Here is a 24,188-nt window from a genome sequence, read left to right as displayed (position 1 = left end):
ACCGGAAATGAAAATCCGATGAGAAATCGAACTCCAGCGAGTAATATGGGCTGGACTTCTGCCCCGGGCTCCAATCTACTTATCCAGACATTTGCTCCTTGGAGATTGCCGTGCGAAAACCAGCGCTCTTTGTGGTCTTTGCCTTTGCCGCAGCGTCACTCCTTCTGAATGCACAGAACTCGCAAAGTCCCCAGCAGCACGCCCGCGATGGCGGTACGATCGAGCGCGTCGTCGGTCCGTTCATCCCGACCATTCCCGGTGCTCCGTTCAGTGCTTACGTCGTCACAGAATGGACTCATCTCCTCCCCGACGGGACCGTCGGCACAGTCAAAAATCGGCGCTTCATCGCACGAGACAGCGCCGGGCACGTGTTTGAGGAACACCGCAATTTTGCTCCTGACGGAGACCAGCGTCCCACGCGCCTTGGCTGGACCGACTACGCCGACCCACAGCGGCACGAGTACTATGCCTGCGTCCCGGGCTATCACCTGTGTGAGGTTGCTCCGCTGAGGCAGGCTGCTCTTGCCGCAGCCATTCCTGGCAGGCCGCAGCAGAACACTACGACTCCGAGCGGCTCACAGCGGGGCACGGCCAATGGAGTTGTGCCACCGACTGCACCGAACGTGCAAACAGAGTCGCTTGGGGAGCGGGTGATGGAGAGCATCAATGTCAACGGCTCCCGCGAAATCACGACCTTCCCGAAGGGAGCTTTTGGCAATCAGGAGCCCCAGCCTGTGATCAAGGAATTCTGGTACTCCGATCGCCTGCAGGTCAACATCCTCACCAAACGCTTTGACCCGCGCGTCTCCGCCAGTCAGACGTTTACGCTGACCGACATCAACCTCTCTGAGCCGGCGCCGCAGCTCTTCCTCGTGCCTACGTATCAGATGATCCAGGTACCCACGCCCAATGCCGCGGCGTTATCGGCCAGCGTGATGACTCCCATGCAAGGCGCCCCGCAACAGCCTACAAATCAGCCCACGCGGTAAACGAGAGTTACCCCAGGATCACCGGACAGGAAAAGAAAAAGTTTCCTTTTCTTGCCGGCAAGTACCCGTGCCAGTGCCCCAGGAAGTTCTGCCTTAGTCATCGCAAAGATTTGACACAACTACTTAGACGTCTATATATAGACATCTAAGTATGAGAAAACCTGACGCACTGCAAGGCTCACTTGATCTGTTGGTCCTGAAGATTCTTTCGCGGAGGCCGGGACTGCATGGGTACGCCATCATGACCGCGATTAAAGATATTTCGAAAGATGTGCTGCGAGCCGAGGAGGGGTCGCTCTATCCAGCGTTGCACCGGATGGAAGAGAACGACTGGATTCGCGCGGAATGGGTGGTGAAGGAGACGGGGCGGCGGGCGCGGGTGTATGAGTTGACGGCTGCAGGTAAGAAGCAGCTTGCAGCAGAGGAGCTGCGGTGGCAGACGGTGACTTCGGCGGTGAACCTTGTGCTGAGGACGGTGTAGTCATGTCCATGTGGACTCGGGTTCGGAACGTGTTTCGTGGGGAGCGGCTGAATCGCGAGATTTACGAGGAGATGGAGGCGCACCTTGCAGAGGCGGTGGCTGAGGGACGTGATCCGATGGAGGCTCGGCGGGCATTTGGATCCACGTTGCGGCGGGGCGAGGAGAGTTACTCGGTGCAGGTGGTGGGGTGGCTGGATTCGCTGCGAGCGGATGTGGTGTTTGGATGGCGGCAACTAAAGAAGCGCAAGGTAACGACCACAGCGGCGGTGCTTTCGCTCGCGCTCGGGATTGGGGCTTGCGTTACTGCGTTTCGCCTGGTGGATGCGTTGTTCTTGCGTTCGATGCCCGTGAGTGATCCGGCGAGCCTGTATGCGGTGACCTACAAGAGGCAGGCCACGGCATATCTGCCGAGTTCGTTCGATACCAACTCGTATCCGTTCTTCGAGCGGGCGCGCGAGGTGGCGAAGGGTGATGCCGAGGTGGCGGCGGCTTCGACGATGAGCCACATCGATGTGACCTATGGCTCGAATGCGGAGACGGAGAAGGCCTACCGGCAATGGGTATCCGGTGAGCTCTTCTCCATGCTGGGTCTGAAGCCAACTCTGGGGCGGTTGCTGACGGAGGACGATGACCGCGTCGTAACGAAAAGCCCATACGCGGTGATCTCGTACGACTATTGGACCCAGCGGTTTGGGCGAGACCCGAATGTGGTTGGGCGGACCTTCCGCATGGGCGACAACCTGTACGAAATTGTGGGCGTGGGGCCGAAGAAGTTTACCGGCACGGAGCCGGGAACCAGGACAGACATCTTTGCTCCGGCAAGGATGGAGCCAATCCTGCCAGCTACGAATCAGTTTTGGCTGCGTGTGTTTGTGCGTGTGAAGCCGGGTGTGAACGCGACGGTGCTGGCAGGCAAGCTGAACGGGGCGTATCAGCGGTGGGAAGAGGAACGCCTGAAGGCCTTCCCAAAAAGCGTGACAAGCGGGCTGGGTCCGAATCCGACACTGGAGTTGAAACCAGCGGGAGGTGGCGTTTCAAAACTGCAGAGTGATTACGGAGAGGCTCTGACGGTACTGGGCGTGCTGGTGGGGATGGTGCTGCTGATTGCTTGCGCGAATGTGGCGAACCTTATGGCAGGACAGGCGGCGGCGCGGACGCGGGAGCTGGCCCTGCGGATGTCCCTGGGTTCGGGGCGCGCACGGCTGGTGCGCATGGTCATGGTGGAGAGTGCGATGCTGGGTGCGATGGCCGCCTCGCTGGGCCTGATGTTTGCGTGGTGGGCGACTCCGATTGTGGTGGGGCGGATCAACCCGCCGGACAATCCCGCGCGGTTGGTGCTGGGTCCGGACTGGAGTGTGGTGGTGTTTTCAGCGGGCCTGGCCATGAGCGTGACGATTCTGTTTGGGTTGCTGCCTGCACTTCAGGCGTCGAGCGTGCAGCCGGTTAACGCGCTGAAGGGTGGGGCGGGGCCAGGGGCGAGAACGCAATGGATGCAGGGAATGGTTGCGGTGCAGGTAGCGTTCTGCGTTGTAGTGCTGTTTCTGGCGGGGCTGTTTGCCGTGACGATGACGAAACTACTACAGCTGCCGACGGGGTTTGTGGCGGAGCGGCTGTTGTTGCTGGATACGGTCACAAATACAGAGCAGCCGGCAGTGAAGTGGGACCAGATGGCAGCGGCTCTGCGCCAGGTGCCGGGCGTGCAGTCGACGGCGCTGGAGAATTGGCCGCTGATGAGCGGGGCCCAGCAGAACGAGTTGATTTCAGTGCATGGAGAAGCGCCGAGTCAGACGCTGGCGTTCTTTCTGGCGGTATCGCCGGGGTGGCTGGATACGATGCGGATTCCGCTGGTGGATGGGCGGGACTTCCGCGATACGGATGCCACGCCGAGTGTTGCCCTGGTGAATGAGACGTTCGTGAAGACATTCTTTGGCGGACGAAGTCCGGTGGGGCAGTCGTTCGAGCTGACGCGCCATTTCGATGCGCCGCAGTCGCAGCCGATTGTGCACTACGAGGTGATTGGCGTGGTAAAGGACGTGATGTATTGGAAGGTGCGCGACGGAATTTTGCCGCAGGTATATCTGCCGGTACATCAGCTATCGACCGCCGCAGGAGCGGCCGCAGGCACACTTCAGACAAGGCGCAGGGAGGTGATTGCTGTGCGGACGTCGAGAGACGATGTTGCGCAGATGGCCGAGATGCTGCGGCGCACGGTGACGCAGACCGATCCGGAGTTTCGCGTGAGCACGGTGACAACGCAGACCGAGCTGATCTCCGATCAGACGATTCGGGAGCGGCTGCTGGCGACGCTGGGCGGGTTCTTTGCCGCAGTGGCTTTGCTGCTGGCGGCGATCGGGCTGTACGGCGTACTGCATTACTCAGTGGTGCAGAGGGAGCGGGAGATCGGGATTCGGATTGCTCTTGGTGCGGCGGCCGGGAATATTGTTCGCCTGGTCACCACTCGAGTGTTTGCAATGGTCACAGTGGGAGCTGTAGCGGGGCTGGTCTTGGGGATGGCTTCCGTACGATATGTCGCTACGTTGTTGTACGGGGTGAAGGGCACGGATCCGGGGATGTTATTGGGGCCGACGACAGTATTGCTGGCGGCCGCCGGTCTGGCTTCGTTACCCGCAGTAATGCGGGCGGTGAGAATCGATCCGGTTGTAATGCTGAAAGCTGAGTGAATTCACTCTTTACCTTTCCGCAAAGCGGACATCTTGGGCGATCGGTTGTGGGTCAATCTGAAACTGCTTTATTACCCCGTTTCGCCGCATTTAGCGATTCCGCCTCGCCCTCCGTACAATAGAGAGATTGTGACACTCGACTTTTTAGGCAACTTGCAGCGCACCCATCGGTGCGGAGAGCTCCGTGTGGAGCAGGACGGACAGGACGTGGTTTTGATGGGCTGGGTCAACCGGCGCCGCGACCACGGCAATCTTATCTTTCTCGATCTGCGTGACCGCACGGGAATTACCCAGGTGGTGCTGGATAAAGAGGTCTCCGACGAGGCGCACGCCAAGGCCGAGGCAGCCCGATCGGAGTACGTCGTCGCGGTCAAGGGTACCGTCCGCCGTCGCGGCGCTGGCCTTGAGAATCCGAATATGGCCACCGGCACCATCGAGGTGGTTGCCAGGGATCTGCTGCTGCTGAACGAGGCGAAGACGCCTCCGTTCTCGCCTGCCGACGACGCCATCGCCAACGAAGAGGTGCGGCTGAAATACCGCTACCTCGACCTGCGTCGTGAGCAGATGCAGTACAACTTCGCGATGCGCCACAAGGTCGCGCGTGCCATCCGCGAGTATCTCTCCGACAACGGCTTCCTCGAGATCGAGACGCCCTTCATGACGCGGTCAACCCCTGAAGGCGCCCGCGACTATCTCGTCCCCAGCCGCGTGCATCCCGGCGACTTCTATGCGCTGCCGCAGTCGCCGCAGATCTTCAAGCAGATTCTGATGATCTCCGGCTTCGACCGCTACTTCCAGGTCGCGCGCTGCTTCCGCGACGAGGACCTCCGCGCCGACCGCCAGCCGGAGTTCACCCAGATCGATCTCGAGATGACCTTCCCGCAGCAGGAGACGGTCTTCCGCACGGTGGAAGGCTTCCTGACCGCTGCATTCAAGACGGCCGGAATTTCGCTGACGGCCCCCTTCGTGCAGATGACCTACGACGACGCCATCCGGCAGTACGGCATCGACAAGCCCGACATGCGCCTGCCCGCAATGGTCGAGCTGACAGACGAGCTGACTCCTGCGCTACGCGAGCAGTTGAAGGTCGAGCAGAAGCTGCCCGTGCTCGGCTTCGTCATCCCGAAGGCCGGCGGTCTAAGCGGAACCCAGCGTCGTGGTCTGGTCGATGAGATTCGCAAGGCCTTTGGCGAAACCGGCCTCGACTCGCTCGACGTCACCCGCCTGAAGACGAATGAGACCTTCGCTCCCCTCGCCGCGATCATCGAGCAGAAGCTGGCCGTCGGAGCCGATGATCTCGCTGTCGTCATTACACCCAAGCTCGGCACTCCGGAGAAGTGGAACTACGATCCGCAGTGGATCTACAAGCGCGTCGGTGCGCTGCGGCTCCAACTGGCGCAGAAGTTCGCCGACAAGCACGGCCTCTTCACCCAGACCGGAACCGCAGCCGACTACAAATTCCTCTGGGTTACCGACTTTCCCATGTATGAGTGGGACGAGGAGGCGAAGACCTGGAACGCCGCGCACCACCCGTTCACCTCGCCCCATGAGGACGACATCAAGTCAGGTGCGCTCTTCAACGACAAGGGGTCCGTTCGCGCATTGGCCTATGACATCGTGCTCAACGGAACCGAGCTCGGTTCAGGATCGATCCGTATCCACCGACAGGACGTACAGTCGGAGATCTTCCGTTCCCTCGGCATGAGCGACGAAGAAGCGAAGCAGCGCTTCGGCTTCTTCCTCGATGCGCTCGAGTACGGCACGCCTCCGCACGGTGGCATCGCCCTCGGCCTCGACCGCATCGTGATGATCCTCGCCGGAGCCTCCAGTCTGCGCGAGGTCATCGCCTTCCCGAAGACGGCAAAGGCCATCGACCTCATGGTCGACGCGCCCAGCCCCGCGACGGAACAGCAGATGAAGGAACTACACCTGAAGATCGCACCGCGTAGCTAGACCGTCGCATTTGTTTTGCGAAGAGTTATGCCGCTGAAGCTGTCAACGTGAAGTGCAGGTGAAGTTCGCGGCATCGTCGATGCTGCCACTGCCGTTATATCTTGCCACCTGCGGATACGCACACAGCGGCCGCGTGCGATCTATTTTGCCTGCAGCGTGGTGTGCCGCGATGATGCGCGACGGAGCCGTACCCTTCTCCACCCAATCTTCCATCGCGCCAATCTTGTCGAAGCTGTCCGGTCCCTCGCCGCCGGAGCAATGCCCCATGCCCGGCACCATGAAGAGCTTCGCCCACCCTGCTTCCTGTCCCGCGTTGAGATTGAGCAGCGACTTGTAGAATTCGACCGTCGAACCGGGAGCAACCTGTTGATCCGCCCAGCCGTGATACAGCAACAGCTTTCCGCCGCGCTTTGCGAACGCATCAAGATGCGGATCGAGCGTGTCGACATCCTTGTTCACAGCGTTAGCCTTTGCCGCATCACGATCAACGTCGAAGCTGCGCCAGTCCCAGTTGGGATCCTGGTATACAACATAGCGAAACTGGTCGAGGAAGAGTTCCGCAGGCTCAGGGCCTCCCGCAAGACGACTCCAGCGAAGCTCCGTTCCAGGCTCCAGCCGCGGAAAGAGCATGTTGCCCGAAGAATCTTTCAATGGACTGAGAATGATCTCAGCCGTATGCACTTGTCTCGGCGTAAGACAATCGGCGGCATCGCCCGCCTTGCACGTCAGCGGTGCGAAATCGACCCGGCAGCTCTCTGGATCAGAGACCAGACCATCCTTCAATCCATCCTTCGCATCGCACGCGTCAAGAACAGCGCGGTGAATCATCGCGTACTTTGCCGGAGGAATATAGTCCTGCTGGTCTTTGAACGTCGCATTTGCCAGCCAAAGCGCCCATGCATTGCGGCGCATATCGGCAGGATCTCCTGCGATGAGACCGTCGAACTCCTCCGGATAGCGATAAGCCTGCAAAAGTCCCTCGCGCCCTCCACCGGAGCAGCCATCCCAGTACGCATACCGCTGCGGGTGCCCATAGAAGGCCTTGATCAGCGCCTTCGCCTCAACCGCCATCTCATGCTCGGCCCGATAGGCAAAGTCGACGAACTTCTCCGGATGTCCCACAATGAAGCTGGCGCTCGACCCTGCATGTCCGTCATCGGTAGCGCTGGTTGCGTAACCACGTCGCAGTGCCTCGGCCATCGCATCGTAGGCGATGGAACCACCCCATCCGCCGCTGCCGACGGCAAGATACTTCCCATTCCATCCGGAAGACGGCAGCCAGACTTCGATGTGAATCTCGGAGTCTGCGGTTGGCCTTGAGATCGCCGACACGCTGCAGAAAGCAGGCAGATTTGAAATCTTCTTTGCACCCGGGGTAAAGTCACCCGCGGGAACGGACATGGCCTTCTGGATCGATACGTTTGGCGATTTTTGCCGGGCTAGGTTTTCACAAGACTGTGCATGAGCCACGGGAACAAAAGCCAGAGCAATTGCAGCGAGCAACCATCGTTCGGTCATGCAGAAAACTATACCGCTTGGCGCACCTGAAACGACTAACAATAGGCGCTTGCGTCTGTCAGCTTCTTAAGGTTCTCTTCACTCAGTTTCAAATCCACCGCATCAAAGAGCGATTCCAGTTGTCTCGCGCTGGTGGCGCTTGCGATCGGCGCTGTCACGGTGGGCTGCGCCAGCAGCCATGCCAACGAGATCGTCGCAGTCTGAGCCCCCGTTTGCTGTGCGATTTCGCTAAGCGCCTTCAGAATCTTTTTGCCCCGCTCATCGAAATACTTGAGGACACGCGACTCACGATTCGCTCCCTTTGCATCTTCTTCATTTCTGTACTTGCCGGTGAGAAACCCGCTGGCCAACGAAAAGTAAGTAATCACGCCGAGCCCATATTTCTTCGCGACCGGTGCGAGATTGGTCTCGTACTGCTGACGGCTGTAAAGGTTGTACTCCGGCTGTAGAGTTTGGTATATCGGCAACTTGGTCTTGTGCGCACACTCGATGGCTTCGCTCAGGCGCGCTCCTTTGAAGTTGGAAGCGCCGATTGCGCGCACCTTCCCTTGCTGAATAAGTTGCTCATAAGCCTCCAGAGTCTCCGTAATCGCTATGGATTCATCGTTCTGGTGGGACTGATAAAGATCGATGCGGTCGGTCCGCAGGCGCCTGAGGGAAGCTTCAGCCTCTTCGAGAATATATCTCTTGCTCAGCCCCTTCCTGCCATTCCCCATGTCCATGCCGACTTTGGTGGCGAGAACAACCTTGTCGCGCTTGCCCGAGCGTTTGAACCAATCGCCGAGCATTGTCTCCGACTCCCCTCCGTTGTTGCCCGGCAGCCATCGCGAATAAACATCCGCAGTGTCGATACAGTTGAAGCCTCGATCCACAAAGGCGTCGAGCAGGGTGAACGAACCAGGTGCATCGACTGTCCAGCCAAAAACATTGCAGCCAAAGACCAGAGGAACAATGGAAATATCGGTATGGCCGAGAACTCTGGTTTGCATGATCCTCCTCTGCACCATTGGATTGCAAAAGCTCGCGGAAGGGTTTATGCGAGATCTCGTTTTTCGCTGTCGCTTGTTCTTAAAGCAAAATGCCGCGCACTCGAGGGAGCGCACGGCATCTTTGCGTGTGGTTGTCTTGGCGAAACAGCTACTGCACTGTGACGGTGATGGTCTTGCTGCTTCGGTCGAACTGGTTGGTTGCGTAAAGGGTGTAGGTTGTCGTCGTGGTCGGATGAACCGTAGCGCTGTTTCCGCGCACGGCTCCTACCTCGGGCGAGACGACGTAGTAGCTTGCGTTGTCGGCGGCCCAGCTCAGCGTCACCGCAGTGCCAGCCGAAACGGTGAGGTTGTCGGCGGTAAAGCTGGTGACGTTGGGAGCAGCCCCCTGGGCCACGTTTGCTGCCGTTGTAACGGTCGGCATCTGGATTACCTCAAACGCCGAAGCAGGAACCTGCTTCAACGAACTGAGGTCATCATTGTTCCAGCGATCGTCCGGAGCGCCGGTAAGGAACATGTTGCTCCCGTTATCGGCCATGATCATGCCGTAGCTCTTCAGCGCAGTAAGGATGACCTTGGCCTGCGGGGGGAACGACGAGATGTCATAGTTTGCCTTGAGCCTCATGCGCATGCCCATCGGCGCGGCATTCGCATCGGACGAGTTGGCCGCCCAGTGCGTTGCAGGAGCAACAAAAGCCGCGCGGCTGTGCTGGAGCGTGAAACGGATGGCGTGGTCGATGTGACCGGCCGCAACCTCGTCGTATCGCACGAGACCCGGGAACACCGGAAGGCCTGCAGCATCGGTTGAGGTCCATCGGAATGGACGTGCATTGGCGTTGAGCATATCCCAGACAGCTCCTGCTGCTGCCTGCCACGTGCCATCGCCCTGCGGAGTCGCGCCGCCGATCTCATAAAGCCAGCAGTTGTCGCGATCCAGGACCAGTACGTGACGATCGCCGTCGCCAGGGTTGGGAGAGCCTTCCATCAGCGTTGAGGTCGAGATGGGCATGGGGCCCGGGTCGCTCTCATCGCCATAGGCGTTGTAATTGATGGTGGTGAAGGGTGAACCGCTGACGACCGTGTACGGGATGCCAATGATATTTCCGGCATAGGTTCCCGAACCAAAGTTGGCGTAGAGGTTGGAACCTCCAATGAAGTTCACCAGGTTACCGGAGTTCCCGTCGACCGGAGCATTGGCGACATTTTGCCGCCACGCATTGTTTGCCGCGAAGGGGACGAAGCCATTCAGGTTAGCGCCGGAGCCGAGATCCATCGTGCTGCATGCGGGCGGAGTCGACGGATCGGTCGGGGTCGTTGTTGGAGGAGAAGAGGGATCGGTTGGAGTCGTCGTAGGTGGCGTTGACGGGTCCGTGGGGGTAGTTGTAGGGGGAGTGCTTGGATCCGTGGGGGTCGTGGTAGGAGGGGCTACAGGCGCTTTGAGCTTCACAATTGTGTAGCGCGTGTTCGACGTGCCTTGTCCAAAAGAAAAGGTTGCTGCGGACAAGACAATAACGGCCAGCATGGGGAGTTTGCGTGGCATATAAATGGCGATTCTCCTTGATGACTCCTTCTTGCGAAGCCATTGTGAACTGGTTAATGCGCCAAGGACAGTATTATTTTAAGAAGGTTGCTGCCTGAAGACCCGGGAAGAACTCTGCGAGTGGCTGTCGATAGGACAGAACTGATTTTCGCAATTATAGAGGAACAGGAAACTTCCTCAAACCAATTGCGGCTCGGAAAAATTAATTCATCCAGCGTTTATCGTTCGGATCGCGTCGCTCGTCCGGATCGATGTAACGGCCGTCTTTATCGAAGTGCACCTCGCGATTCTGTTTGCGCATATAAACCTCAAACTTTCGCGCGGCACGACGACGCTTATATCGGTAATAAGCATTGCGTACACCAAAAAGACGCTCGGTCATCCCAAAGGCGATTCCCCGGCGCGGAGCAAAGCGCACGAAAAGAAAGCCTGCAAGACCACCCGATAGCTGCAGCAGTGCGCCGAAATTATCCGCTTCTTTCAGCAGCACCGCGATTGCGATCAGAATATAAATCGCGACAAGGTACTTTGCCTTGATGCGGATAACGAACCAGAGCAGGAACTCCTGATCGCCGAAAAGCATGGCAATCGCCACAAGAAGGCCGAAGATGCCCGCCCATACCCCTACTGCAACCGCATCCGGCCGAAGCCCGAAGATGTGCGTGAACGAGACCGCGGAGGCAATCACCGCTCCGCCGATCACAGAGCTCCAATACAACTCCGTCAGCCACCGGCTTCCGTAACTGCTTTCCAGCAGCGATCCCGTAAACCACAGCGTCAACATGGCAAAGACGATCGACAGGATCCCCGGATTGATAAGCGAGTAGGTGAAGATCTGCCACACCTCTCCCCGAATCACCGCGGAAGGCTCGAGCAGAAGATGAGCGGTAAGAACCCGGTTAAGTGAGGGTGAAACCCAGGAGAGAATGGCAAGCCCAAAGAAGGCGCCCACATTCAGCAGGATCAACCTGCGTACGGCTCCTCCGAAGGATGGCAGAGCAAGCGGGATGGAGCCGGTACGTCGCATCGTGATTCGTCTCTTTATTTCATCACAGGGCGCGGCTTCGTGCTCGGAGTGGGAGATCGGCCCAGGAATCCGGGACCAGCCGGGATCGAGAGCAAAGGGCCGGATTCCGGCAAATGTCACCCCGACGGGTGAATCCAACCATTTCGCCTGTGTAAATCAGGAAAAGGTAAAAATCTCAACTGGGGCCATCCTTATGCTTGACGCCCCGTCACGGGGAGTCGATAAATTATTAGCGGGGGCGTCGCGCGGACCTATCCGCGATTCCACGAAGATTCTGGCTCGCGACACATCCCCCGTACGGAGGCTCCTGATGGCTGTGATATGTCCCGAATGCGATAACCCGATCGATCTCGATGATGAATTGGACCAGGGCGAGACCCTGCAATGTGACGAATGCGGCGCGGAACTTGAAGTAGTCTCCACGGACCCCGTGGAACTAGCCCCCGTCGAAGAAGCCGGATACGACGAGGAAGAATCCTCTCACCTTCCCGGGGACGAAGACGAGTAGTTCGCCTCGAAAAAATTACCCCCGTATACTGGAGGGATGAACGGTCTTCCTCGGTTTTCGGTCCGCATTGGCAAAGTCGCCTTGGTATTTTCGTCGTTCTGCGTTTTCACCGTACTACCCGCAACCTTCGCAATCCCGGCTGCCGCACAGCAGCGCGGCCCGGTGCAACGCGTAGTCCAGGGTAAGGTGACCAACCATGAAAATGTACCGGTCAAGGGAGCTGTCATCTATCTCAAGGATGGCCGCTCGGTGAAGAGCTTTATCGCCAACGATGGCGGCGAGTACCGCTTCGGACAGCTGGCGCAGAACACGGACTACGAGATCTGGGCTGAACACGACGGTGCAAAGAGCTCCGTAAAAACCATCAGCTCCTTCGACAGCAAAAATCAGTTCTACATCGACCTCAGGATTGACAACAAGTAGTCGAATTCCTCTACATCAAATAAAAACGGGGACTGCATTGAGCAGTCCCCGTTCTCATTTTGAGATGCGTTGAGAGTTAGAAGGTAAAGCCGACCTTCAGGCGAATCGCGCGACCTGATTGCCAGCTGCTGGGAAGACCATACAGATTGCTGAGTACGAGGGGTCCGCGGCTCGTGGAGAGTCCGTTCCCGTTATTGGCGATGGATTTCCAATCGTACCCGTTCTCGAGGACGCCATAATTCGGGTTTCCGGCTGTCGACCCAGCAGGCAGGATGTAGTTTCCGCTCGAACCAAGAGTTGCATTCGCGCGCGACTGATAGACAGTTGCTGCCTTCTGATTGAGGAGATTGGTGAATTGCGCCTCAAATTGAAGTCTCCAGGCCTCGTGCGTGTCGCTCACACGATACGAGTCGGTCAAGGACAGGTCCGACTGTGTGTACCACGGCGTGCGACGAGTGTAGGTATTGCCGTAGACCCACGCGCCACTTGCGGCATCGCGGGTTATGTCAATCCACTTACCGCGGCCAACGACATAGACGGGATAACTGGTAGTCGCTCCATTGACGTCGGCAAAGGTGCTGAGAGGAGTACCCGAAGACGCCTGCTGGAACAGACCGATGGTGGGCTCGTTGCGCTTCCAGGTGCTGAACCGGTAATACGCAATTCCCTTGAAGGAGTTGGGACGGTCCGTAGCCAGAAGACCATTGGAAGGATTGCCATTGGCATCGAACTGGAACTGGGGCTCGTCAAATGCACGGTTGTTGTTCGGATTAGCGCGGGCGCCGCCTGCATCGGAGACGTCTGTGCTGGTAAGACCGCTATAGTTGCCGCGCAACCTGCTATAGGTATAGGCAAACTGACCGAACCAATGCCGGGTCGATGCCCTGGTAATCCGGAACTCGACCGCGTCATAGTTACGCTCAGCTTTGGGTTGCGGTTTGCAAGTGGAGCAAGAAGCGGTGGTTCCACCTGCATCGGTACCGAAGCCGGGGTTGGCAATAATGAAAGCCTCGCCATCCGGACCGATATAGCCGACGTCCTCAATGGCCTTATCAAGGCGTCTGCGGGTATAGCGAGACTCAAAGGTCCAGTCGCGGGTGATCTGGTATGCAGCTCCGACGACACCCTCGTGCTCTCGATACGGCTTGAGGCTGGGATCGACGGCAGCGCCCTGTGAGGGATCGTTCGAAGGGATACGGAAGTCCTGGTTTTCGATGAAACGCAGACCTGCCGGCGTTGCGCCGCCTGCGAAGTTTGCGCCGACTGCTGCACCACCTGCCGGGCAGTAGTGTCCGGTTGCATCCTTGACTGGTTTGACGACAGAGAAGTCCGGCGTGTCGAGAGCGTAGACGCAATCGTGCCAGTAATTGCCACCAAACGAACCGATGGCAAGGTTGAGCTTCATCACATCGTAGAAGGCCGCATAGCTCGCGTTGAGCTTAAATCTGCCGTCCTGGAAGACATCCCATGCGGCACCGAGACGAGGGGCGACCTTGCTGCCCCACCCGAAGTTGATACCGGAGGGGTACTGGTTGTAGGACGGAAGGTACTCGTGCTCGAAGCGCACACCGACGTTGGCAGTGAGGCCCTTCATCATCTGCCACGAGTCCTGAATATAAAAGGCATGGTTGTTGCTGCTCGCTTTTCCCGTGATCTCAACACCATCCCGGATGTTGACGTAACCCCAGTTGCCTTGGCAGGCACCGGAGTTTCCGCCTGCAGCCCATCCCTTTGCCGTGTTCTGCTGGGCAATGGCTGCGCAGTTGGCTTGACCCAACGCCGTGCCAGGGCCATAGGTTGCGCCATAGGTCAGACGGACAAGGTCGTTGGTGAAGGTCTGATTGACGTTCTCGTAGAAGTGGGTGAGCTGATAGCCGCCCTTCAGATTATGGGTCCCGAAGAATCCCTTCTTGAAGAAGGCAAGGTCCTCATTGAACGAGGTACGAGAATTTGCGTTGAACTGATAACCGAGGTTCGGGCTGATGTTGTAATTGTTATTCGATTTCACGGCGTTTGCATTCGCCGTACCGAGAGTGGGGGCCGTGGGATCAAGAGCAGTTTGCGTTGCGTTGGCATTGCCCACCCAGAGGTAACGATCACCTTGAGGGAGGCCACGATCGGCATAATTCTGGAAGAAGTTGCCGAATCGGGTGGTGGAGACCAGGTTGGACGTCAACGTAATGTCGGCGCCGGCAGTATAGATACTGTTCGGCTGAACGGAGCCGATAGCGCCCTGGTAGGAGTCAATCGGATTTGCCGTGGAAGGATTGTACTGGCCGTAGATCGAGTCGGGAGTGGGGAAATTACTACCAGCTACGTTGTTGCTGCCGGTCGTACGGTCAAACGCATACTGCCATCCACCGTAGAGACGAATCTTTTCGCTGACCTTAAGGTCAACGCGAGCAGCAGTGAAGTAGGTTTGTTCGCTGTAATTGAACTGACGAACGCCGGGGCAGCCTGAAGCCGCGCAAGAGGGATTCGTGAAATTGACTGTGCGACGCACCGTTTGGATCAATGGCGAAGAGGAAACCCAAAGCCAAAGGCGGTCCTTCTTCAGATATCCGCCTGCATCGAAGCCGGGTTGAAGATAACGGAAGTGATCCTTCTGTGGCGTGTAGAACTGGGCAGCGTAATCCTGCCTGTTTGGAGTGGAATAAGTCCCCTGTGGATCGGAGCGAAGGAAATTGCCCTGGTGTGTCGCTCCACTGTCATATTGACTCAGTGGCGTGATGGCATAGCTGGAGTCCATGGGGTCGCCTTCGTAGTACATCCAGACGTTGCCATGCCAGGTATTGCCACCACGTTTGCCGATAACATTGACGACACCACCCAACGCACCGCCGTTCTCAGCCTCAATGCCGCCGGTCTTTACCTGAACCTCCTGAACAAATTCGAACGGAGCGTTTGCGGCCGACTTGCCGGTGACCATGCTGCCGGTCTCCATGCCATTGATCAGATAAGAATTCTCAGCCGTAGCGCCGCCATCGATCTGATACCCACCCTGCAGCGGCTCAAGACGCGCACCGGGAGCAAAAGCAATCGCCGATTGGAAGGACCGGCCGCGAGGAGCATAATCGATCTCATCTTTGCTGATCGTTGTCTGCTGACGCGACGACGTCACATCAATCACAGGTGTTTCTGCGCTGATCTCTATGATGGTTTGCTCTGAGCCGATAGACAGTGGAAGATCAACCGTCGGAATACGGCCCGTCTGAATCACCAGGCCATCGCGCTTGAGCTCGGTGAACCCCGGGGCGCTTGCCCGAATCGCGTAGGTTCCAGGAGGAAGATTGTCGAAGCGATAGTAACCGCTTTTGTCGGTCGAGATCGCCTTAATGCCGATCAGCTTGTCTCCGCTGATGGTTACGTTGGCGCCTGTGATGGAAGCTCCGGTTTTATCCTTGACCGTACCTTCAACCGCGCCCGTCGTCTCCTGCGCGCGAGCAATCGGAAGCACAGCCAGGAAGGTAAACAGAAGCAGACAAACGATTGTCGAAAATCGCCTGAACAATACCACTGAGGTTGTGATCATTTTCGTGTGACCTCTCAGAAAAAAGCATTCTTGTGCGGATGTGTGAAGAACAATCGCTGCAATTCGTGCGTCCGATTGCAGTGCGAAGCAAGGTCCCGGCTAGAGACACGTGGGGGCGTTCAGACGCACATCCGTTGTGTCTGTGGGACCGGTCGATGAAGCTGTCAACGCCGGTGAAGCTTTAGATATGCAGGAGAACCTACAGTCTTATTTACCGTGGGTCAATATAAAAATGTGATGAACGTCGAAGTTTTTGTGACTAACTATAAGAAACGAGGGATGAATACCCTTGACCGTAATTGGTATACCGTAGTTGATTCTTGAACGACAGTTCACGCCTTATCGTCGATGCGATCGCTATGACTTGGTGGCTGACTGGTCACAATAATCCGCACCGGGGCAGCGCTTGTGTTCATCGCCTGGTGCGCCTGTCCCGGAGCGATCTCAATCCCCTCGCCTGCCCGCACCGTGAAATCGTGATGCTCGATCTCCATCGTCAGCTCGCCCTCAAGCACAAAGAAAAACTGCCGCGCATGCGCATGATGGTGGCGCGTCTCGCTGGTTCCCGGCGGCATCAGCTCTTCGATGATGTTCAGCTCAGGCGTGCGCACAAGATACCAGCCGTCGCAGTTGGCTCCCCATGTGTAATGTTCGGCGTTCGCAGTAGAGATTACCTTGGCGGGCATTTCTCTACCATGACACAACCCATTCTTCCGGGGCAGGAAGTCACAAAATTGTTAGCGCTCTTAATAACGTTCGCAAAAAAAAATGCTCCGCATCTCGTCTTGACATCTTCTCCGCGTTAGAACATCCTTCGTGTGCATGCTATCTTTGCCTCCTTTTTTGAAGGGACTCCTGATGCGCTTCTCCAAAGTCTTTTCCTTGCTTCTTCTCGCTGCCGCAAGCTTCATCGCGAGGGCCGATACCTTTTACATCACTGGCGCTGGCGTCTCAGGGCAAGAAGGTGCTACTTTTTCAATCCCCTCGCCTTCTACTCCCGATTTTCTCTCGGGGAATAGCTTTTCCTTTAGCAACGTCCCTTTGACGGTTCTCTACGGATTTACCCCTTATCCGCCTGCCGGAACTGTCATTCCCGCCACCGTATCGTTCGAGGACCTCGGGGACTCTCGCTACTTCTATGTGAACTCCGCTTTGGATCCGAATATGGGGGGCGAATATCTGCTCGACAGCCCTTTCTTCACCGTCGCGAACGGTCAGATTTCATTCATTCCCGGACAGTATGGTTTTATCGGCCTTGGAACCAGCTTTTCAATGTCCATCGATCCGGACCAATCCGATTCTCCCGTACCCGAGCCCGCCACCATTGCACTCGTCGCAACAGGGGCCTTGTATCTCTTGGTCGATCTGCGACGCAGACGCCTCGCAGCCCACGTCTGATGAATGGAAAAATCATCAGCCTCGACGAAGCAGCAAGCTCACAATGGAATATTGCCGTGCTTCTTGGGAGGATTCTTCTCTCGCTTTGTCGCCAGCATATCGAGCGCCGTGTTCAATCGCCGGCGCGTCTCGCTGGGGCGAATCACCGCATCGATATAGCCGCGTTCGGCGGCAATATACGGGTTCGCAAACCGCTCGCGAAACTCCTCCACCTTCGCCGAACGAGCCTCCGCCAGAACCTCCAGCTTCTGCTCCTCAGAGAGAGACACACCTTGCGGCATCACCGCCTCTGCCCGCCGCACCACCGCATCCAGCTCGCGCTTGTATACGATATTGACCGCGCCCTCCGGACCCATCACCGCAATCTCCGCCGTCGGCCACGCCAGGTTCACATCGGTCCGCAGGTGCTTGGAGCTCATCACGCAGTAAGCCCCGCCGTAAGCCTTCCGTGTAATGACCGTCAGCTTCGGCACAGTCGCCTCGGCGAAGGCATACAGAAGCTTTGCGCCATGGCGAATAATTCCTCCGTGCTCCTGCCGCGTTCCAGGCATAAACCCTGGCACGTCTTCAAACGTGATCAGTGGAATGTTGAAAGCATCGCAGAACCGCACAAACCGCGCCCCTTTGACCGACGCATCGATATCCAGCACACCCGCAAGCACAGCAGGCTGGTTCGCGACTACGCCCACCGGCCTCCCATTCATACGCGCAAAGCCGACGACCAGATTGCGCGCGAAGTGCTCCTGCACCTGGAACAGATAGCCGTCATCGACGATGCGCGCAATCACGTCCACCATGTCGTAGGGCTGGTTGCTCTCCTCCGGGATCATCGTGTCCAGAGCCGCATCTGCCCTCGCTGGATCATCGCTGGTCGCGCGACGAGGAGGGTCATCGAGATTGTTCGACGGGATAAATCCCACCAGCTCGCGAATCATCGCCATGCACTCCCGGTCGTCATGAGCCATGAAGTGAGCAACACCGGAGATCTCGTTGTGCGTATGCGCTCCACCCAGCGCGTCCTTGGTCACATCCTCGTGCAGCACGGTCTTGATAACGTCAGGCCCGGTCACGAACATGTAGCTCGTCTTCTCAGTCATCAACGTGAAGTCCGTAATCGCCGGCGAATAAACCGCGCCTCCCGCACAGGGTCCCAGCACCGCCGAGATCTGCGGCACCACACCGCTCGCTAGCGTATTGCGCAGAAAGATATCTGTGTATCCCGCCAGCGAGAGCACGCCTTCTTGAATCCGTGCTCCGCCTGAATCGTTCAGCCCGATCACCGGCGCGCCCACCTTCACGGCCATGTCCATGATCTTCACAATCTTCGCCGCGTTAGCCTCCGACAACGACCCGCCGAAGACGGTGAAGTCCTGCGCGAAGACAAACACCACGCGGCCATCGATGCGTCCATGCCCGGTTACGAATCCATCCCCTGGAACCCGCTGTGAGTCCATGCCGAACTCCGACGCGCGGTGCGTAACAAACTTGTCCGTCTCCTCAAACGTTCCTTCATCGAGCAGCAGCTCCACCCGCTCGCGCGCGGATAACTTGCCGGACTTGTTCTCGCGAGCCCGTCGCTCCGGCCCTCCGCCCTCTTCGGCGATGGCATGTCGCGCTGCCAGCTCAGCCAGACGCACTTGCTGTGCCGTCGGTTTCTTGTGCGATGTCATGGGTTGTTCCACTGCGGCCATAGGCAGCGATTTTAGCAGTGAGCAGGCGCGCTCTGCCTTTTATGGAAGATCTCCATCCAGGTCACTCCGCTCCCGCACCACCTCCAGGTGATCGCTCGCGTCCCGCATCTCGTACAGCTTTCCACGGGCTCCCTTGAACGGCCTGTGCAGCACCATCATCAACTGCCCCTCGAAGGTGCGGAAGAGCATGCCGTGCCCGCTATCTTGTCGCACCAGCGGTGCAAGCTGCACCCACGGTCCCTTCAGCTCTCCCGACTGCGAACGCGCCACCGTCTGCACGTAGTGGCTCCCCGGAGTCTTGTCGCTGAGATGTTCGTAGCTGGACCACAGCATCAGCAGGTGGCCATCCTTCGTGCGATACAGCTCCGGACCGTCCGTGACGTAGCGCGAAGCCGAGGTCGTCGGCTTCGCCTGCTCATCGATCCATGGAGCGTCCGAGGCCTTGAAGAGCGAGATCGGCGCTCCGTCCGCGGAGGTCAGGTCCTCCTTCAGCGGCACCGCCTCCATCGTTCCGTCCGTCACCTGCAGCCACTCGTGCGCATAAACCATCCATGGCTTACCGCTGCGGTCGATATACAGCGTTCCATCCAGTGTCATGAAATCCGCCGGAGGAATCGGGCCGTCTGCCTTTACCGGCACAAACGGGCCATCAGGAGAATCAGCCACAGCAATGATGGTTCCGCGCATGTACGTTTCATGGCCCACCGGCAGTGGCTGCGGCAGAGGCTTTCTGTCGTTGTGCAGCGTCGTCAGCAGATAGTATTTGCCTTTGTACGCATGCACCTCAGGAGCCCAGCCACCCTGCTCCGCCCAGAAGTTCTCGGGGACCGTGAACACCACCTTGGGGCGGGTCCAGTGCTTCAGATCCTTGCTCGTATACGCCATCGTCCCCACACGCTTCACTCCCGTTAGCGAGGGAACATTGGAGGTGTACAGGTAATACGTCTTACGCGGAGCATAGGGGAGGATGTACGGATCGTGCAGCGGCATCTGCGGCAGCAGCATCTCTTCCGATGACGACGATGTACCTTGTGCCCGCAACCCGGCAACAGTCATCACCAAAAGACACAACAACCCGATTCGCTTCATCCTCTTCTCTCCACCTTTATGATTCACATGCAACGATAAATCCTTTTCCATTCGCGAGCGAAGATACAGCGAATATAATCGGCCCAGCGGCACATCTCTCAAAGCCCAAAATGCCTCCAGCCCTCCATCCCGACTGCTTCACCTTCCTGCACATCGACCTGAACTCCTTCTTCGCCTCGGTCGAGCAGCAGCTGCATCCGGAGTATCGCGGTAAACCTCTCGCCGTCGTGCCAACGATGGCCGATACCACCTGCTGCATCGCCGCCAGCTACGAGGCAAAAGCATTCAAAGTCAAGACAGGCACACAGGTGGGCGAGGCAAAGAAGATGTGCCCCGGCATCATCCTCATCGAAGGAAGCCACACCGAGTACGCAAAGTACTCCAAGGCCATCGCCGAAGCTGTCGAACTCTGCTGCCCCGTCGCGCACACGCCTTCCATCGATGAGATGTGCTGTCAGCTCATCGGCCGCGAGCAGGAGCCGCCCCGTGCCCGCAAGATCGCGCTCGAGATCAAGCAGTCCATCTACAAAAATGTCGGTGAGGCCCTCCGCTGCTCCATCGGCATGGCGCCCAACCGCTATCTCGCCAAGATCGCCAGCGACATGCAAAAGCCTGACGGCCTCATCGGGCTTCTGCCGTCGCAGCTCCCACGCGCCATCGCTCATCTCGAACTTCGCGATCTCCCCGGCGTAGGTGCGCGCACCGAAGTCCGCCTCAACGCCCAAGGCATCACCACCATGGAGCAACTCCTCGCGCTCGACCGAAACGGCATGCACAAGCTGTGGGACAGCGTATGGGGCGACCGCCTTTACCATTGGCTGCGCGGCGCCGAAACCGGAGACGACGGAGCCCCCGTCTCGAACGGCGTGCAGAAGTCGCTCGGACACTCCCACGTCATGGCTCCGGAGTTCCGCAACGAAGAGGGCTCCTGGGCAGTCGCCAACAAGCTGCTCCACAAGGCCGCGATGCGCCTACGCATGGAGAAGTTCTACACCGGCTCCATGTCCATCACCATCCGCTACCAGCTCACAAAAGAGCAGGCGGAGCGCATGAAATCCAAACGCCACTTCAGCGGAATCAAGCAGTCAGGATGGGGCATGGAGGCGCGCTTCCAGCAGTGCCAGGACACCCTCACCTTGCTCGGGGCACTTCGTGGCATGTGGGCGCGCCGTCCCCAGGGCGAGGAGTTCCGCCGCCCCTTCTTCGTCGGCGTCACCCTTCGCGATCTCATCCCCGAAGACGAGCATCAGGAAGACCTCTTCGGCGATCCCGACAATCGCACCCAGCTCTCCGCCACCATGGACAAGCTCAACCTCAAGTACGGTCACACCACCCTGCACTTCGCCGGAATGCTCCCCGCCCGCGAGAGTGCGCCAACACGCATCGCGTTTACGCAGATCCCCGTCCAGTATGGTGTCGACTACATGTAATACGAATCATCCAATCGACGTACCCGAAACAAGGCCAGGCATGGAGCGACAAGTGCATAATTCTTCCTTCGAAGTCATCAAACTTTCTGCTGAATCAGCATCGGCGGGAAACTACGACAACCATTCCATCGCCAGCGTCAATGATCATGAAATCCGCATAAGCACAATGACCGAGCCTTACCATTGGCACTCTCATCCCGATTCCGATGAGAGTTTCCTGTCGTTGGAAGGTGGCCTCTTCATTGATTTTGATGACCGAACGATCGAGCTCCTCCCCGGGCACATGATCACTGTCAATCGAGGCGTTCGTCATCGCACCAGACCAGTCGGCGAACGCTCGGTCAATCTCACGTTCGAGCGAGTCGGTACACGGAGCGAGGCGCTTCCTGCGCCAGTGGAAGAAATTTCTTATCCATCTCCTTAAGGCACGGCTTCAGCCCTTGTCGTGAACATGATCCGGAGACGACCACCCCGCACTTCGCCGGAATACTTACCGCCCGCGAATGTGCCCCACCCCATCGCCTTCACCCAGATCCGGTGCAGTATGGTGTCGACTATATGTAGGATGAGGTGAATAGATTACTAAATAAAATTATGCGTTCTTTTCTGCTCTCGATCGCGTCTTCATTTTTCATAGCTGCTGCGAGTTCGAGCGCACAAGTCACAATCACAGCTCCTCGTGTAGATCCTGCGTTTGCGGAAGCGAACCGTATTGCTTATGTGGCGCCAGTGTGTCCGACCGTTTGCATAACAGGAACTGTGATCCTTCAGATAGAAATTGAATCGGATGGATCTGTCACAAAAATAAAGGTGGTCAGTGGTAATCCAATGCTCACGGGAGCCGCAATCGACGCGGTGAAGCAATGGAAATATCGACCTCTAACCCGTAACGGAGTTGTTGAACGCTTCAGTACGACAATCCGCGTTCCTTTTGTAAAACATCCCTGTCACACAAGATAACGATGCGGTGATTTCCATTGATAGCAAACTACACAGGCCGCATAGCCCCCTCGCCCACCGGCCTCCTCCACCTTGGCCACGCCGCCACCTTCTGGACTGCATACCAGCGTGCGAGGAAACATCACGGCACACTTCTCCTCCGTAACGAAGACCTCGACCCGCAGCGCTCCAAGCAAGAGTACGTCGACGCCATGATCGAAGACCTCACCTGGCTCGGCATCGAATGGACTCCACCCATCATCACGCAGTCGCATCGCATCGCTCTCTACCGCGAAGCCTTTGTCCGCCTGCTCGCCAGTGGCCACGCCTACGCCTGCACCTGCAGCCGCAAAGATCTCGCGCAGATGGTTCAGGCTCCGCATGAAGACACCGACGATGAGCCCGTCTACACTGGCCGCTGCCGGCCTGCACCAAACGAGACCCCGCAAACCCTGCAGCCCGACACCAACTATCGCTTTCGCGTCCCTGACGAGGAAGCCATCCGCTTCACCGACCGCAACCTCGGCCCGCAGAGCTTCACCGCAGGTAAAGACTTCGGTGACTTCCTCGTGTGGCGCAAGGACGGCCTGCCCAGCTATCAGCTCGCCTGCGTCATTGACGATGCGGCAAGCAACATCACCGAAGTCGTTCGCGGGGCCGATCTGCTCAAATCAACCGCGCGGCAGATCCTCCTCCAGCGCGCGCTCAACCTGCAAACACCTGCATACTTTCACGCCCGGCTTTTACGCGACGAAAACGGGGTACGCCTTGCCAAACGCCATGACGCGCTCGCTCTCCGAACCCTGCGTCATCAGGGGATTACACCGAATCTCTTGCCCCTGATCTCCCATTCGCTCCAGCGACGATGACATCCCGTTCTCCGCTTTTGGCTTTACCGTGCACAGGAGCAGGCCCAAAAATCCACCATTGTGCCCTTCCATGGGAAAGCCGCGCTCGACCTCTTCTGCATCCCACTTCCATGAAGGAGCGTGTACGAATGAGGAACTTTAAAATTTTTCCGCCACTCTGGGCGGCGACTGCATTGGCGGTCACACTTTCAATCAGCGTCGGCTGCAACAAGCACGTTGATAACACCCAGCACTTCACCGACGCCATCAATACCTATTACAGTGCTCACCCCGTTTGCCTGTGGGAGACCTCCACGAAGTTTCCCGTACAGGCCACTACCTCCGATACCACCAAGACCTCTGGCTACGACGCATTAGTCGATCAGGGACTCCTGGCGCGCACGACAGCTGAAAAGAAGGTGATGATCGTGGCCAGCAAGCAGGTCACGAACTACGATCTCTCTGACAAGGGCCGAACCGCCTGGACCGCGGATGTCGATCAGCCGGGCTCCGGCAACTTCTGCTACGGCCACCGCAAGGTCACCAGCATCGACAGCTCCACACCCACCAACGACGAGCGCGGAGCCACCACCACCGTGGCTTACCACTACACCGTAGCCGACGCGCCGGCCTGGGCCACCGCGCAGGAGACCCAGAACGCCTTTCCGCAGATTCAACAGAATCTCTCCGGACCCCGGACCGGAACCGCCGTCCTCATCGAGACCAATGAAGGCTGGAAGGTCGGACGAACCGGCCCTGTAGTGACTCCTGCACCGGCGCAATAAATCAGCAGTCAGTCCTAGGGAAACGGCATCGAACCCTGTCAAGCCCCGTTTGGCGTAAGTAAAACCAAACACACGAAATCGAGTTGCCGATTCGTCCCTCTCGTCTTGCTAAACTTAAACCAGCACAGAAAATTTAGATCGCTACAAAAAAGCCCCGGAATCCTTCCCGGGGCTTTTCCTTCAAAGACTCGTCATCAACCGCAAACCGCAAACCCAAAAACCACGTCATCTCGACCGGAGACGCGCAGTTTCACCGCGCGTCGTAGTGGAGAGATCCCTGTATTTCGCCTTTGCTCTTGCTGTTGCCTGTTTTCATTTCGAATCTATCTACAGGACCCCAACTGGGATCCTCAAGCTACGCAGCCAAAGC

At 57.9% G+C, this 24,188-nt stretch carries 20 protein-coding genes; 12 read left to right on the top strand and 8 right to left on the bottom strand.

All coding sequences use genetic code 11. The features are described from left to right. Positions 1-110 precede the first annotated feature (110 nt). From AC5S26_RS01965 to aspS, 4 genes are all read left to right on the top strand, one after another. Entirely contained in the window at positions 111-989 is an 879-nt protein-coding gene (locus AC5S26_RS01965) for a hypothetical protein (RefSeq protein ID WP_494183167.1), read from the top strand. 151 nt (positions 990-1,140) lie between these two features. Continuing rightward, on the top strand, positions 1,141-1,470 hold the full coding sequence (locus tag AC5S26_RS01960) for a PadR family transcriptional regulator (RefSeq protein ID WP_494183166.1): 330 nt from the start codon (positions 1,141-1,143) through the stop codon (positions 1,468-1,470). Positions 1,471-1,472: 2 nt separating this feature from the next. Further along, on the top strand, positions 1,473-4,151 hold the full coding sequence (locus AC5S26_RS01955; protein ID WP_494183165.1) for an ABC transporter permease: 2,679 nt from the start codon (positions 1,473-1,475) through the stop codon (positions 4,149-4,151). A 129-nt stretch (positions 4,152-4,280) separates the two neighbouring features. Further along, on the top strand, positions 4,281-6,104 hold the full coding sequence (gene aspS / locus AC5S26_RS01950; protein WP_494183164.1) for an aspartate--tRNA ligase: 1,824 nt from the start codon (positions 4,281-4,283) through the stop codon (positions 6,102-6,104). Between the two features lie 42 nt (positions 6,105-6,146). On the opposite strand, the gene AC5S26_RS01945 is transcribed toward aspS, so the two are convergent. From AC5S26_RS01945 to AC5S26_RS01930, 4 genes are all read right to left on the bottom strand, one after another. Beyond that, positions 6,147-7,505: a tannase/feruloyl esterase family alpha/beta hydrolase gene (locus tag AC5S26_RS01945; RefSeq protein ID WP_494183163.1), complete on the bottom strand. Its 1,359-nt coding sequence runs from the start codon at positions 7,503-7,505 to the stop codon at positions 6,147-6,149. Positions 7,506-7,657: 152 nt separating this feature from the next. Next, a complete protein-coding gene (locus AC5S26_RS01940) occupies positions 7,658-8,611 on the bottom strand; it encodes an aldo/keto reductase (protein ID WP_494183162.1) in 954 nt (317 codons plus the stop codon). Positions 8,612-8,759: 148 nt separating this feature from the next. After that, positions 8,760-10,148 (bottom strand): hypothetical protein, encoded by a 1,389-nt coding sequence (locus AC5S26_RS01935; RefSeq protein ID WP_494183161.1) that lies wholly within the window; start codon positions 10,146-10,148, stop codon positions 8,760-8,762. Between the two features lie 202 nt (positions 10,149-10,350). Beyond that, entirely contained in the window at positions 10,351-11,175 is an 825-nt protein-coding gene (locus AC5S26_RS01930) for a rhomboid family intramembrane serine protease (protein ID WP_494183160.1), read from the bottom strand. On the opposite strand from AC5S26_RS01930, the gene AC5S26_RS01925 reads away from it, so the two are divergent. Together AC5S26_RS01925 and AC5S26_RS01920 are read left to right on the top strand one after the other, a co-directional pair. Continuing rightward, positions 11,156-11,683, top strand: coding sequence for a hypothetical protein (locus AC5S26_RS01925; RefSeq protein WP_494183159.1), 528 nt, complete (start codon positions 11,156-11,158; stop codon positions 11,681-11,683). The genes AC5S26_RS01930 and AC5S26_RS01925 overlap by 20 nt on opposite strands. 36 nt (positions 11,684-11,719) lie before the next feature. Then, the gene (locus AC5S26_RS01920; RefSeq protein WP_494183158.1) at positions 11,720-12,106 is read left to right on the top strand and encodes a carboxypeptidase-like regulatory domain-containing protein; all 387 of its coding nucleotides are present in this window, start codon (positions 11,720-11,722) and stop codon (positions 12,104-12,106) included. A 76-nt stretch (positions 12,107-12,182) separates the two neighbouring features. Here AC5S26_RS01920 and AC5S26_RS01915 read toward each other — a convergent pair whose 3' ends face one another. Further along, a complete protein-coding gene (locus AC5S26_RS01915; protein WP_494183157.1) occupies positions 12,183-15,638 on the bottom strand; it encodes a TonB-dependent receptor in 3,456 nt (1,151 codons plus the stop codon). Positions 15,639-15,970: 332 nt separating this feature from the next. After that, entirely contained in the window at positions 15,971-16,324 is a 354-nt protein-coding gene (locus AC5S26_RS01910) for a cupin domain-containing protein (RefSeq protein WP_494183156.1), read from the bottom strand. A 172-nt stretch (positions 16,325-16,496) separates the two neighbouring features. Here AC5S26_RS01910 and AC5S26_RS01905 point away from each other — a divergent pair, with 172 nt between their 5' ends. Next, positions 16,497-17,036: a PEP-CTERM sorting domain-containing protein gene (locus AC5S26_RS01905; protein ID WP_494183155.1), complete on the top strand. Its 540-nt coding sequence runs from the start codon at positions 16,497-16,499 to the stop codon at positions 17,034-17,036. A gap of 38 nt (positions 17,037-17,074) precedes the next feature. Here AC5S26_RS01905 and AC5S26_RS01900 read toward each other — a convergent pair whose 3' ends face one another. Further along, on the bottom strand, positions 17,075-18,706 hold the full coding sequence (locus AC5S26_RS01900) for an acyl-CoA carboxylase subunit beta (RefSeq protein WP_494183154.1): 1,632 nt from the start codon (positions 18,704-18,706) through the stop codon (positions 17,075-17,077). A 60-nt stretch (positions 18,707-18,766) separates the two neighbouring features. Further along, complete coding sequence (locus AC5S26_RS01895; protein ID WP_494183153.1) at positions 18,767-19,816, bottom strand: glycoside hydrolase family 43 protein; 1,050 nt, start codon at positions 19,814-19,816, stop codon at positions 18,767-18,769. A gap of 110 nt (positions 19,817-19,926) precedes the next feature. On the opposite strand from AC5S26_RS01895, the gene AC5S26_RS01890 reads away from it, so the two are divergent. The 5 genes from AC5S26_RS01890 (at position 19,927) to AC5S26_RS01870 (ending at position 23,818) form a co-directional block, all read left to right on the top strand. Next, positions 19,927-21,246, top strand: a complete 1,320-nt coding sequence (locus AC5S26_RS01890) for a Y-family DNA polymerase (protein ID WP_494183152.1) — start codon at positions 19,927-19,929, stop codon at positions 21,244-21,246. Positions 21,247-21,286: 40 nt separating this feature from the next. Further along, positions 21,287-21,670, top strand: a complete 384-nt coding sequence (locus tag AC5S26_RS01885; protein ID WP_494183151.1) for a cupin domain-containing protein — start codon at positions 21,287-21,289, stop codon at positions 21,668-21,670. 170 nt (positions 21,671-21,840) lie between these two features. After that, a complete protein-coding gene (locus tag AC5S26_RS01880) occupies positions 21,841-22,206 on the top strand; it encodes an energy transducer TonB (protein ID WP_494183150.1) in 366 nt (121 codons plus the stop codon). Positions 22,207-22,223: 17 nt separating this feature from the next. Next, complete coding sequence (gluQRS, locus tag AC5S26_RS01875; RefSeq protein WP_494183149.1) at positions 22,224-23,054, top strand: tRNA glutamyl-Q(34) synthetase GluQRS; 831 nt, start codon at positions 22,224-22,226, stop codon at positions 23,052-23,054. A gap of 128 nt (positions 23,055-23,182) precedes the next feature. Further along, on the top strand, positions 23,183-23,818 hold the full coding sequence (locus AC5S26_RS01870) for a hypothetical protein (RefSeq protein WP_494183148.1): 636 nt from the start codon (positions 23,183-23,185) through the stop codon (positions 23,816-23,818). Positions 23,819-24,188 lie beyond the last annotated feature (370 nt).

The sequence above is a fragment of the Edaphobacter sp. FHG110511_03 genome (genome assembly GCF_059115365.1).
This window is presented reverse-complemented; position numbering and strand designations above follow the sequence as displayed.